This is a genomic window from Arenimonas sp. (assembly GCF_044353605.1).
Taxonomy (GTDB): domain Bacteria; phylum Pseudomonadota; class Gammaproteobacteria; order Xanthomonadales; family Xanthomonadaceae; genus Arenimonas.
In genome coordinates, this window is the sequence record NZ_JBILBO010000008.1 from 28,243 (window position 1) to 41,070 (window position 12,828).

At 47.9% G+C, this 12,828-nt stretch carries 11 protein-coding genes and 1 tRNA gene; 7 read left to right on the forward strand and 5 right to left on the reverse strand.

Annotated features, from left to right (window positions below):
• Window positions 1–8: 8 nt before the first annotated feature.
• A complete protein-coding gene (gene dnaQ, locus ACIQ1A_RS06465) occupies window positions 9–704 on the forward strand; it encodes a DNA polymerase III subunit epsilon (RefSeq protein ID WP_395770245.1) in 696 nt (231 codons plus the stop codon).
• On the opposite strand, the gene ACIQ1A_RS06470 is transcribed toward dnaQ, so the two are convergent.
• The gene (locus tag ACIQ1A_RS06470) at window positions 701–1,363 is read right to left on the reverse strand and encodes a PP2C family protein-serine/threonine phosphatase (RefSeq protein ID WP_395770246.1); all 663 of its coding nucleotides are present in this window, start codon (window positions 1,361–1,363) and stop codon (window positions 701–703) included. The two genes, dnaQ and ACIQ1A_RS06470, sit on opposite strands and share 4 nt — an antisense overlap.
• A 114-nt stretch (window positions 1,364–1,477) precedes the next feature.
• On the opposite strand from ACIQ1A_RS06470, the gene ACIQ1A_RS06475 reads away from it, so the two are divergent.
• Window positions 1,478–1,567: transfer RNA gene (locus ACIQ1A_RS06475), tRNA-Ser, on the forward strand.
• A 72-nt stretch (window positions 1,568–1,639) separates the two neighbouring features.
• Here ACIQ1A_RS06475 and ACIQ1A_RS06480 read toward each other — a convergent pair.
• The 4 genes from ACIQ1A_RS06480 to ACIQ1A_RS06495 all read right to left on the reverse strand — a co-directional run bounded on the left by ACIQ1A_RS06480 (window position 1,640) and on the right by ACIQ1A_RS06495 (window position 5,957).
• Window positions 1,640–2,287, reverse strand: a complete 648-nt coding sequence (locus tag ACIQ1A_RS06480) for a hypothetical protein (protein WP_395770247.1) — start codon at window positions 2,285–2,287, stop codon at window positions 1,640–1,642.
• Window positions 2,288–2,488: 201 nt separating this feature from the next.
• Window positions 2,489–5,068: a hypothetical protein gene (locus tag ACIQ1A_RS06485; RefSeq protein WP_395770248.1), complete on the reverse strand. Its 2,580-nt coding sequence runs from the start codon at window positions 5,066–5,068 to the stop codon at window positions 2,489–2,491.
• Window positions 5,069–5,079: 11 nt separating this feature from the next.
• Window positions 5,080–5,280, reverse strand: a complete 201-nt coding sequence (locus tag ACIQ1A_RS06490; protein ID WP_395770249.1) for a helix-turn-helix transcriptional regulator — start codon at window positions 5,278–5,280, stop codon at window positions 5,080–5,082.
• Between the two features lie 110 nt (window positions 5,281–5,390).
• Entirely contained in the window at window positions 5,391–5,957 is a 567-nt protein-coding gene (locus ACIQ1A_RS06495; protein WP_395770250.1) for a hypothetical protein, read from the reverse strand.
• A gap of 270 nt (window positions 5,958–6,227) precedes the next feature.
• Here ACIQ1A_RS06495 and ACIQ1A_RS06500 point away from each other — a divergent pair, with 270 nt between their 5' ends.
• From ACIQ1A_RS06500 to ACIQ1A_RS06520, 5 genes are read left to right on the forward strand one after another with little or no spacing between them, the layout of a single operon-like run.
• Window positions 6,228–7,328 carry a DNA adenine methylase gene (locus tag ACIQ1A_RS06500; protein WP_395770251.1) on the forward strand — a complete coding sequence of 367 codons (1,101 nt, stop codon included), beginning with the start codon at window positions 6,228–6,230 and terminating at the stop codon, window positions 7,326–7,328.
• 9 nt (window positions 7,329–7,337) lie between these two features.
• Complete coding sequence (locus ACIQ1A_RS06505) at window positions 7,338–7,832, forward strand: hypothetical protein (protein ID WP_395770252.1); 495 nt, start codon at window positions 7,338–7,340, stop codon at window positions 7,830–7,832.
• The gene (locus tag ACIQ1A_RS06510; RefSeq protein WP_395770253.1) at window positions 7,829–9,067 is read left to right on the forward strand and encodes an McrB family protein; all 1,239 of its coding nucleotides are present in this window, start codon (window positions 7,829–7,831) and stop codon (window positions 9,065–9,067) included. The genes ACIQ1A_RS06505 and ACIQ1A_RS06510 overlap by 4 nt, the downstream gene beginning before the upstream one ends.
• A gap of 11 nt (window positions 9,068–9,078) precedes the next feature.
• Entirely contained in the window at window positions 9,079–10,443 is a 1,365-nt protein-coding gene (locus ACIQ1A_RS06515; RefSeq protein ID WP_395770300.1) for an McrC family protein, read from the forward strand.
• Window positions 10,440–12,806 (forward strand): Eco57I restriction-modification methylase domain-containing protein, encoded by a 2,367-nt coding sequence (locus ACIQ1A_RS06520; RefSeq protein WP_395770254.1) that lies wholly within the window; start codon window positions 10,440–10,442, stop codon window positions 12,804–12,806. Before ACIQ1A_RS06515 ends, ACIQ1A_RS06520 begins: the two co-directional genes overlap by 4 nt.
• The last annotated feature ends 22 nt before the right edge of the window (window positions 12,807–12,828 follow it).

The window sequence follows — 12,828 nt, forward strand, 5'->3', positions numbered from 1 at the left end:
GAAAATTTATGCGACAGATTGTTCTCGATACCGAAACCACCGGACTTTCCTGGGAGAAGGGCAACCGGGTTGTCGAAATCGGTTGTATTGAGCTGATCAATCGGCGGCCCACAGGCAGAACGTATCAACAGTACCTCAATCCAGGCCGTGACATGGAGCCGGGTGCGGCCGAAGTCACGGGCCTGACTCTTGACTTTTTGGCCAACAAGCCGCGCTTCGAGGATGTCGTGCAAGATTTCCTGGAATTCATCGCCGGCTCCGAGCTGGTCATCCACAATGCCGAATTCGACGTCGGGTTTCTGAATTATGAGCTCGGCCTGCTAGGTCCTGCATTCGGTCGCATTGATCGCCATGCCGGCGTGCTCGACACACTCAAGATGGCGCGTGATTTGTATCCCGGACAGCGGAATTCCCTGGATGCCCTTTGCAAGCGGCTCGGAGTCGATAATAAGCACCGGCAATTGCATGGCGCGCTTTTGGATGCGGAACTGCTGACCGATGTCTATCTGGCCATGACCTCCGGTCAAACCGGCTTCGGGTTCGATGAGGCCTTGCCGGCGGCTGATATGGCGAGTACGGAAGTCGTCGTCGCGGTTACTGCGTCGGCTTTCATGCTCCATGCCACGCCGGCTGAGCTTGAGGCCCATCAGTCCCGCATTCAAAAAATCGCAGATAAGTCCGGAAAATCGCTTTGGGCGGACTAGGAGAGGCGAAGCAACAACGCGGTCATGTTGTTGTTTGCTTCCCCGCGCAAGGCTTGCATCAGCAGTAATTCCACCGACTCCTGGGCGCTGAGGCGGGAATCGCACAGGCCGGCCTCCAGTTCGGGTCCGGAGAATGCCTCTAGCATGCCGTCGGTGCAGAAAAGCACGGATTCCCCGCGTTTCAAGGCGATACGCGCCTCTGATATGCAGAGTTTATCGGTTGCAGTGACGCCGAGTGCCTGGATGGCATTTGCCGTTCCGGATTTCAAAAGCCCTCGGGTCTCGGCATCAGATACGATGTTGCGGTACTGCCTGCCATCTGAAAAAATCGCTCTGCAGGTGCCGACCCAGGCCAGTTGCAGGCTGCCTTCAGAAAGTAGCGCTGCTATGGCGCTGGCGCCGCTTGGCTGTGAGCCCTGTTGCGGACGTTGGATGCGTAGGGCCTGTCCGGCATTTCGCAAGGCTTCGGACGGACTGTCACCCTGTTGCAGACCTTTGCGCACCTGGTCGCGGACGAATGCACTGGCGATATCGCCCGCATCCGGACCACCCATGCCGTCGACAACCACGGCCAGACCCGATGCGGCATCCAGATCATAGGTGTCTTCATTCAGCAGACGTTTTCTGCCGGGGTGGCTGATGTGTCCGATTTCAAACATGGCGGGAATAGCGTCGGGGCATGCCGATATTATGAACGGTTTGGACCGTTTCGGGGATATACGGCTAGCCAAAAAGGCGTTGGGAACGCTATAATTCCCTTCTACCATTACGCCGGAGAGGTGGCAGAGTGGTCGAATGTACCTGACTCGAAATCAGGCGTAGGTGTGAGCCTACCGAGGGTTCGAATCCCTCCCTCTCCGCCAACTTGTGTACTTATGCCCTTGAAATATAGGGCTTTTATTTTTATTTAATGTTTGTAACTATCAAAACAGCTATCAATTAATCGACCCCAGCACCAACCTCTCGACCTTGCGCATCATTCCTAACAGCGATGCTTTGACGAAATCATCGTGCTCGGCGTTTAGCCGATTGAAGGTGCGCCAATGCATTCCTTTAGGCTTGTTGCCCGCGCTATTCAGGATTCCATCCTCCCATCCAAGGCTCTCCCTGATCCTGTTAGCACGCCTCATTGCGCGATAGCCCGTGGATTCACGCTGACTGATATAGGCCAGCTGTAAACAATGGCGACACGAGAAAAGGCCAGAGTCTCCGATATACAGCAGGGCCACCCGCCGCCCACATCCAATTGCCGGACAGAGCAGCCAGGCACGCTGGCCTCCAAGTGTGCATGCCGTCCAGTCCAGTCGTACCGGATATTCCATTGGTTGCAAGTTATTGTGCGAACTTTTATGTTTGTAATTCAAAATGATCTTGTCGGTCTCTACCTGTAACCTTATCGAAGCCACAGTTTCACCGCCACATTTCCATATCCAGTCGAATGACCGGCCTGGATTCAAGAGACCATTACGGTTTAACTGCCGTAAATCGAGTGATAGGTAATCACTGGTAGTTTTTTTGCCGATCTGCCGGCTTCCACTTCCCCATCCGCCCATTTCATTTACCCCATGATTTGCCGAAATCATCAAGCAACTTTGCAGTTTAGATCCGCATAATCGGTGTTACCATCTAGCCAGACTGACCCCCCCCAATTCAGCTTTCGAGTATTTCTTTCGGAATTACGCCATATGATCGTGGCAAGTGCATTGAAAATGAGTATTGGTTAATTCCTGCAGGTTGATTGGCAGCCAGCAGTGTTGTCAGTAAGTCGCTGAATCCTGCTAGGCTCAAAATCCCTTTTCGGCTAATGTTGCGGCCGCCGTGACAGATTTTTCAACTGGCATGATGAAAGGCGGTGAAGGTGTTAAAGGAGGTGATTTCACTTTCACCACACGCCAAGCGATTCGCCCATCGGCCTGTGCTTGTTGGAACTCAAACCCATCCACAATCCGGTTCGCGTTCTTTTTCAGCATCCAGCCCAATTTCGAGCGATTTATATCACCGCGTTCTTCCACGGGGAATTCGCGCATGGCATCGAGCAGGCTGGTGATGTACTGCGCTGCTTCGACGGCCTTGCGTACTGTCGTCGCGACCGAACCGAATGCTAAGTACCATTCTGTCATCAAACTGCTGAGTGCATCACTGTCAGGATCATGGCGTACCTGGTCCAGAAGTGCCGTGGCTGGATCAGGATGCCCCAGCCACATCAACGGATAGCGGCAATAGTCTGACCACGCACCACTAAAGGTTACTATGCTGTCTGCCATTACACGCGGCATCCCCGCCATGCGCCATGCCTGGATGATAGTCAGAACCGCTGCCACATACTTTCCTCGGTTCTGGCGCACCTTGTCGACCGGGAAACCCCTGTAGGTAATAGTCGCAGGTGTCGCGCAGCGCGGATCAATATGGACTGTTAGTACACGTCGCAGCAGATCTCTTATTGGTCCCACATTGTTGCCAGACCCCAAAAATAAGGTGCGCGTGCTTACTGTCGCCGTCTTGCTCACACCCAGAATCCGGTCGGTAATTTGCTCCGCTGTTAACATTCGTTTGATAGTGCCGTGAGGTATCCAATCTGTATCCATATCATCGAACTCTATTACAGCAGGGCTAGTCAGCAGCAATGACAGAATCACCTTAGTGGCTTCCTCTGAGGTTGTTGGGTAGCTCACCTTGGCATTGCCGGCAGGCCCGGCGAAGGCGCCAATCAGTTCGCAAAGATAAGTCTTGCCGCTACCGAACACAGGTGCTCGGATGTGAAATCCTGGCGCATAAGGTAGCGATGGGCGCACCACGGCAGTGAAGATAGCTGACAACGCCGCAGCTTTATCGGTGGGTGCTACGAAGTGAAACTCTGTAAGTAGGTCTTCCAGCAAAGCTAGTGCCTTTCGTGCGGCATTGAGTGTTGGGTCAGGAATGTTAAACTCCCGAGCGTCAAATACGCCGAAACGCTGTGTCGTTCTGTCGTAACCGGCCTGCGTAATAAGCTCGCCATCAGATTCGCGAAAATAGGGTTGTCGTACCACACCTTCTAGCGGGGGCAGATAACGAAAACATTGGGCATCATAAAGAATACCGGTGTGCCGGGTTGGTGGATCACAGCGTACCCACTCCTGCGCGCGCCCATCGAACTTCTCCCATGTCGCCGCAACCGACAGTTCCCGTGTCAAGGCCGGCGCACTGGTCGGTACGATAGATGGGTCGCCGCTGGAAGGGTCGGTCGAGATGGAGACAATCAAGTTGCCTGACTGATAATGCCGACCACGGTTGGCCAGTTCTTTCTCCGCCGCATCCACCACCTGATGCAAATCTCCGGGTACTACGCGGATTACAGGCTTGTGTCTTGCTTCAGCGTTGCGAACGCCCAAAAATTCGAGCAGGGCTGGGATGCGGTACTTATCGCGGTGCGAGTGCTGGCAACAAAATCCGCCCACCGAATAGAATTCGTCTGGCTCAAAATAAGCAGTACCAGTATCCAGTTGATCTGTGTGCTCCTGCACCCACGGGCAGGTCATATCGTGCTTACCGGAACCCAACGGAGTCTTGTACAAGCCGCGTGCTTTGATTGCCGCTATAACCGGGTTCTCGGCGGCCTTGGGTGTCAGAACCTCATCTATGTCGGTGCCGAGACTGCGCGAACCATTGACTCCACCTGTGGGCGTTGCTGTTTTCTTCGGACGGCCCTCCTGGGCGGATTCCAGTTGCAAGAGATCCACAATCTCATCCGGTGTATATCGAGTGTCAGGCCGCCATTCGACCAGTCGACACTGAAACGGTACTCCATTTTTGGTCTTGTGCTTTGGCTTGCCATTAATAGCCACGGGCAGGCGCGCCCAGCGGCTCAACGGACCGGTTGCACCTGCATCACATAGCCCTGACTCAATCAACGTGTTGAGCAATCGCACGGCCACTGAGGAATCGGCGATAGGTTCGGCAAGAATGATGCCACCCTGATGATTGCCGGCGCTGGTCTCGATCAGCCAGGACAACTCAAAGCCTTCCAGGCGATCCAGAGGTACTTTGGTGCCCAGATCATCGAGCATTAAGAAATGACATGCTGCAAATTGCCCTTTGCGTGCCTTGAACGAGCCATCATTACATGGGTAGAAGCTAGCACATCCGATGTAATTGTTATTTGAGGCGCAAAGGTCGGCGCTCAATTGATCGGCGCGCTTGGCCAGCCAGCCACCCAAGCCTGGGTCGCCGCTCTTCGAACACACAGCTACGTATGCGCCCTGAGGTAATTGCGGAAACACCGCCGCCACAAAATCGGCATTGGATATCTGGATTTCACCGCCTTCACCGCCTTTACCGCAATCATCAGGGCCGGTTGAAAAAACTGTCAGGTTGTCAGGGGCGGTCATGATGCGAGCACTCACTTGCTTACCGACTTCCGGCTCGCCTCTATGCGGCTATTCACCCAGTCATTAATCTCTGCCTCGATCCAGCCAACAGATCTGCCTTCAAGTGAAATATTTGCGGGGAATCGACCTTCAGAGATTCGAAGATAAATTGAGCTTCGGGATAGGCCCGTGCGGGCTTTGACGGCTGGAAGTCTGAGTAAGTTGGTGACCATCTGAGTGTCTCCTGATTACGTGGTGGACGTAATTAAGTTGACCCATATGAAAAACTGTCACAACTTCTGTCAGATGACAAACGGCGTGACAAAATTAAGACATTGAAATGTCAAGTAATATTATGTGATTCTGACACAATTTTTTTCAGTATTTCAGTTTCGCGAGTGTTTGCACCAAGTGCTTTTAACCAATCGTTTAAATCGGACAATTGAACCTTTCTTCCCTTGTTTTTGGCGAACGCAGGATAGTCTTGAATTGCCCTCTCGGCTAATGCCTTCAAATGGTTCCAGTATTGGTTTTGTTCAAGTTCCGATACTTGGCTAGATTTTAATTTTGGGTTGGTCAATTCTTTGATATATGGCGCAAAGTCAGGAAATGTTTTATGAAAGCGAAAAACACTAGGTTTACTCTTGGCCCATTGGATGGCATCGATCGGTCTTATCCTACGAGCACCATAAAATAAGTCATCGGAATTTGGGCCCAGAATTACAGCCAAATTACCTACGCTAATGGCGGATTCAATTTCTGCTCTCGCATCATTTGATAGTGTTTCATGTGGTTGTGAAGTATCAATTCCGCGGCCAGCCAAAAGATATGAAAATTGTTCGACGGTCCAATACTCTTGGCATGCTAACTCGGCCAAGTCCATTGCTGTTATGTTCTTAGTTTGCGACATTTATCTTTTCTCTGGTTGATCGATATAAGATCTAATTCAGGCTGGTGAAAAATCTTTGTTTTAAATACCATTTGAACAGGGTGATCCGGACCGTCGCTAGATATCATTGATGCAATACTACACCTGGCTGGAAACTTGTAAACTGGACCAATGATTTACTAGCTAAAGGGCTACCAGAAACGGACGTAGGCCGGGGCCATGTATAGGGGTGTCTCAGGATTTGATTCTGGGACATGGTAGGCTTTTGGTGCTGACATGCTAGGATAATATATGAAATCAATGAGTTTACGTCCTATGGGAAACGTCGTAATGCCAGCAATGGCAACAGAATATATTGGGAGCAAACGTTCACTATTGACGTTTGTAGCTGGTTCTATAGATAAAAAAGTGGGGGCAGGTGGCCGTGAGGTAACGGATTTATTTTCCGGGACCGGTGTGGTTTCCGCAGCATTTAAGATGCGTGGTTATGCGGTCACTGCCAACGATCATTTGGCTATGTGTTTCAATCTCACCTCATCTACATTGCTCAACACTGTAGCGCCAAATTTCTCAAAACTGCCAAAAAGTATTCGTGGCAGTCAGAAGAATGCTTATTATTCAGTGCTCGATTATCTGAATAAATTGCCGCAAAGAAATGGTGGGTTTATTCATAAGAATTATTCCCCGGCCTCTTTTGAAATGCTGGGATATGAGCGTCGTTATTTCACTGAAACGAATGCGATGCGAATTGACACTATTCGTTCCGAAATCGAGAGCTGGGACTCACTTTTAACCAAGGCCGAAAGGGCACTTTTGCTTTCCGATTTGATCAGGGCTGTAAGTGGAGTTAGCAATATTGCAGGCACCTATGGCTGTTACTTGAAAAACTGGAAACCACGTGCACTCAAAACGTTACAATTGGGACCAAGCACATTTGTAGATGGCCGTTCGAATGGGCATAAAATTTCCTCTCTGGATGCTGAGTATGCAATCTCCAAATCCAAATCAAGAATTATCTACTGCGACCCACCCTACACAAAACGACAATATGCAGCTTATTATCATATATTAGAAACTATTGTTCGATGGGATATGCCTGTACTGACTGGTTCAACAGGGCTCAGGAACTGGGAAACGCATGCGTCAGATTTTTGCCATAAAAGAAAGGCTGAATCAGCGCTCGAAAATCTGGTTCGCAACGCACGTTGCGAGCATTTTTTCTTGAGCTATAATGATGATGGACAAATCAAGCATGGGCAAATACTCGAAATTTTAAGTGGATATGGTCGATCGTCATACACAGAAATGCAGTTAAAGCGCTATAGAAGCAGTAGCTTGCCGCATAAGGGGCCAACAGTGGCCGAGCGTTTGTATCATCTAGAAATGGCGTAGGAACTTCCCATGTTAAAACCAGTTAATGCGATCCTTTGGAGAAAATGTAATCAGGCTACTATTGATACATTAGAAGGTGTTTCAAACGGTCAGTATCACATAGCTCTTCAAACGCATGATTATTCAAGGTTTTTCATTGGAGTAGAGAAAAAGAATAATACCGGTTTAGGAGGGTATGAGCTTGACGTTCCAATAGAGCCTTTCTCCGGTCAAAACCCAGTCGATGCATTAACACTTACATTCAAGTATATGGGACAAACATCTGCACGTAAGGATTGGAACATACCAGCTCAGCGCCCTGACACAGCTTATCCTCTGTGGAGAAAAGGTCGAGGATATTCATCAAGAAAAACAGTTGGCACTCATGACTATATTGTTATAGCACGTGACACCGACGGCAGTTTTCATGCGCGTTGGGTAAGGAGTGCTGATTTCATTGCAATTCCAGAGAAATTGAGAACTTTAATGTTGGCATCTGATGCTGGATGGAGCGAGGTACTATGACTGTTTCAGTTGAAATTGTAGTTGCAGCTTTGCTGAAACACAAAAATGTATTACTTTACGGCCCGCCAGGCACTGGGAAGTCACACTTGATGTCTGAGGTAGCCAAGCGGTTTGAGCAAAACGCCTCTGGTTCAGCCGCAACAAACATTGTGATCGATACAAGTGAGGAAAGAGCTCCCTTTAGTGTTGCGACTGTTCCAACTGTAGCTACCCGTTGGGTGACATTTCATCAAGGATATTCTTATGAAGACTTTGTTTTGGGGATGCGCCCAGAGTCTTCCGCTGGCGGTCTATTCTCGCTTATTCCAAGGCCAGGGGTTTTGCTTGAGCTCGCAGCAGAAGCAAGGAATGGCAAGGGACTGCTGCTAATAGACGAGATAAATCGAGGAAATACATCTAGAATATTTGGTGAATTTATTACGCTTATGGAGCCAGAAAAGCGTCTTGGCGAGGATGGTGCGCCAATTGCGACCACCATTACCATTACATTGCCATATCTCGCGCCCGGCGAACGTCTCATCGTGTCAACGTCACAAGGAGAAGAGGTAATTGAGCGTGCTTTCGCGATGCCTTCTGAATTGTATACGTTGGCAAGCATGAATTCTGTCGACAAATCCATTGCACCAATTGACACAGCACTGCGCCGCCGGTTTCATGTGATCAACCTTGCTCCAGCGCTCGATGATTTGGAGTATGCTGTTGGCCTCGAAAGAGGCGACAGCGGAAACCTTGTGGCATTAGGTGCAGACGCGAGCGCTTTAGATGTGGCCAGAATTGCTGTAGTTGCACTATCAAAGGTCAACAAAGCGATTGGGTTACATCTTGGCGTCGATTTCATGCTCGGCCAATGGTATTTGAAAAACTTTTCTCAATTAGACGCAGCAAATGCAAGAAATCAATTATTCGATGTTTGGCTTTATCGGGTGTTGCCGCAGCTAATTGAGCTATTTCATGGTCGTGGCGATACGCTGGCTTCTATATTGGAAGTTGACGGGTCGCGAAAAAATGGCAGCGGCTTGGTGCTGGTTATGCCGTCGCCAGACGAGATCGAAAATGGTGCAACCCAATTCGTCATTATGTCTGATCCTTTGCCGACGCAAGAGCAATTGATGAAATATCTCCAGAAGTTTGCAGGTGTGGTTGAGGCCCCGGCAGCAGTGCCAGCAAGTCCAGCCACTCCATTGCTCAACGAAGCCAATCCTGGGGTGTCGAGTTCGCCAACGGGTGAGGGATAATTAATTTGAGCATGGTGTCTACAAGTACTGCATTCCTTATTGAAAATGGAAGTTGGTGCCTACTTACTGACATTGTTCCTTCAAGCAAAGTAGACACACTAAGATTAAAAAATGATCTCTTAAAAATAGGTAAGAAGCTTCGTAATTCTCTCGGACTTCGTTTTGATCCTTTTGATTTTCGTACCGGTGTAAGCGGTATTGAAGTATCTGTGTCAGGTATTGCAGGAACAATTAGCACCGGTGACACAGTTCTAGAAATCGCACCCAAGTTTGTACCTCAAGGCATGATATCTGCCGATTGGGATGCAAGCCTTTTATTACTGATGCAGTATGCAAAAAAGCGTCATATTGCTTATAATCGCTCCAAATATTTATCCGCATCCCGCCATAATTTCGTTGACTTGATGGCAATAGCTTTCCTTGATTCGGTGGAAGCAGGATTATCGGATCAAATGATTCACACCTATCAAACGCGTGAAGAGCGATTGCCTATAATGCGAGGTCGCCTAAATCTTCAGCGACAAATAAAATCCGTCTTTGTCCGTCCTCACTTGTTGGAATGTGACGTTAATCAATTGGACGCCGTGAATCCTTTCAATGGGTTGCTTAAATGGGCGGCCCAGGCGTTGACTGCTTCTGTTAGATCCTCCAGTATACGACGAAGAGTAAGCGATATTTCACAACTCTTTCCAGGTAGGCCTGACCGGTCGATCGCAATGAGGGGCATGCAAGTTAACCCGCCCCCACAATTTCGAACATGGACAGGAGCGCTTGAAATCGCCTCAATGCTTTCTGCAGGCCTCAGTCACACCGCAAGTCGCGGCTCGCAGAATGGTTATTCATTCGTGTTCAATATGGAGAAGCTTTTTGAACATTTCGTTCAATGTAGTTTGCAACGGGCTGTGTCACGGGTGGAAAAGCTAAAGCTTACAGTAAATGCCCAGGTTCAAACGGCCTACGCTATGCCGACGAGCGATGGGAAAGTGGTCTTTTATTCAAAACCAGACAATGTTGTTAAGAATGTAGACAAGGCAGTGGCAATAGTTGACGCAAAATATAAACGCCTTTCTGACCAAAGTGGGGCTAAAAATAAGAAGCCCGTGAATCAAGACGTATATGAGCTAGTTGCTGCAATGACAGCACAACGCTGTCGTGTAGGATTACTAGTGTACCCAAAAGTGCACGGAGACGCAGAACTGTCGGACGGTGATTTGCAAGTTTGGACAGTTGATGCGTTTGGAACAACGCTGCATGTGGGTGCAGTGGCAATTGATTTAGTTGGACTGCATTCGCTAAATGACTTGCAAAAAGTTGATCAGAAGCTTGCTTCAGTATTGCAGGACATATTGAGTCAGGCTGAGGTTTCACAATCGTGAAAAAGAATACACTTGAATTTTCAGAAATTGTTGATGAAGCCTACTTGGCTTTCGCAGAACAAGCCGCACACAATAAAAGTAGGAGTCTTGCGGCCATACATGAATACGCGTTTGCTAGGACTATTGAAGCTTCGTTGTCGGCTCTATACGATGCGAAAGGGCTGAATTTTGATGGTTTAGTTAAAACGAGGCGTCTAACTGCTGTAAACAGGCTCGAAGTTGCAATGCGTGAGTTAGTTGCTAAAGATAAAACTGACGGCGGAGCCGCAGCAAAGGTAGGGGCTTCGTTTGAACAGTTAAGCGGAAAATGCATTGTCAAAAATGCACAAGAAAAATTAGAAATTTCCACTTCTTCTGAACAAAGGAGTGGAGGCGTTTATTTCACGCCTCCTGAATTAGCCGAAGCCATGCTTGAGCCTGCACTGCGGAATGCTTTTTCATCTATCTCATCTATTCAAGAATTGCGGCAAGTTTCAATACTTGATCCAGCAGTTGGATGTGGATCATTCCTTCTGGCAGCCATTCGCATAGGCGCAAAAATATTAGGAGAGAAACAAGGATTTTCAAAGTATTCCAATCAATTGCTAAAATCCGAAATTGCCAGATTCTGCTTATATGGCGTTGATATCGATCCAATTGCTATTGCGACAGTCAGATCCCTAATCATCGCAGAGATAGGCGACAAAAAGTGGAAGCCACTTGCAATGGATCGTCACTTGAAAGTAGGTGATGCCATTTGTAGCTCTTTAGCAGATTGGCGCTCATGGTTTCCAAGTCGCAAAAAGCGTGGATTTAGTGTCATAGTAACAAATCCGCCTTGGAGTAAACTACGCCCACTTCGGCACGAATTTTTTGAACATATTGATGAAAGGGTTAGGTTATATCAGGGTAGTGATCTAGGGCGTTATCTAGATACACATTTGAGCGACTTGGTTAAGGCTGGCTGGAATGATCATGTTAATAAGACGATTTTACTTTCTAATAACCTAAAAAACTCTACGGAATATAGGCTGAACTCCGACTCATCAGGAGACCCTGATTTATACAAATATTTTGTGGAGAGATCAGTTGCGCTATTGGCAGATGATGGAATTGCTTCGTTGCTTTTACCGTCTGGAGTGCTAAGAGCCCAGGGGTCTGCAGCATTGCGTCGCTTGATATTTGAGCAAGGCGAAGTGCTAAATCTTGTTGAATATATTAACCGACGAAAGATTTTCGATATACATTCGATGTATAGGTTTTGTTCGATACAATTTAAAAAGGGTCGTCGAGGAGGGATTCTAAACGCAAAATTTGGGGTTGAGGATATCAAAGCAAGCGATAATAATGCCAAAAATAGACTTAGCATTAAATATTTATCTGCGGTAGGCGGGGTCGATTCTTTGATACCCGAAGTACGGACTCCGCAAGAAAGAGACCTGCTTTTGCGCCTATATAAAACTTATCCAACCGCCGCTACAGTATCAGGCCATTGGGCTTTTAAATTCAATCGTGAATTGGACATGACGAATGATTCGTCAGCGTTTATTGAATCTAATCGGGCAATTAAAGATGGTTACGAACGCCAAGCCGATGGGCGTTGGCTATCAAAAAATTCTGCTATCGCTCTTCTCCCCCTTTATGAAGGACGAATGGTTCATCAGTATGATTGTGTTGCTAAATTGTATGTGCATGGTCAAGGCCGATCAGCCAAGTGGAGGGTGCCACGACCTGAAGAGCGGCAAATATTTCCGCACTATTTTGTGCCCGAACCATATGCGATTTCACGCGGTTGGCAGGCTCGTCCAAGAGCGGCGTATTGTGAAATAAGCGGTCACGCTAATGAGCGAACAGTGCTTGCAGCCATGATTCCGCCCTTTGCCGTTTGCGGGAATAAAGTTCCGGTCCTGAATTTATATGATGAATCTTATGATTCGCACTTGCTTTGGCTTGCTTTAGCAAACTCTTTGGTTGTTGATTGGCTGATGAGACGATGGGTTTCTACGACAATAAATCAGTTTTACTGGCGAAATATTCCGCTGCCACCTCGATCAATGAGCAAGAATAATAGGTTTCTTATTGGTGCTGCCAAATATCTCATAGCGCATGACGAGCTAGTTGAAAATTCTGATGTCTGGTACGAGAATCGTGCGAAGATTCGAGCAGCAATTGACGCTGTAGTCCTGGATATCTATGGGGTAACAGATGAAGAGTTGAATGTTATATTAGAGGATTTTCCAGCATTTCGTGTCTCACATAAGCGACATAAAAACAATGTCCTGTCATTTGAAGAGTTAATAGCAAAAGCACGACAAGCACATCGCTCTGGAAATTTAAATCTTAAGTCAATTATTAAAGCATCCTCAGGATATGCTTCAGCTTAAGTAACAAAAGGACTGGGGGTTG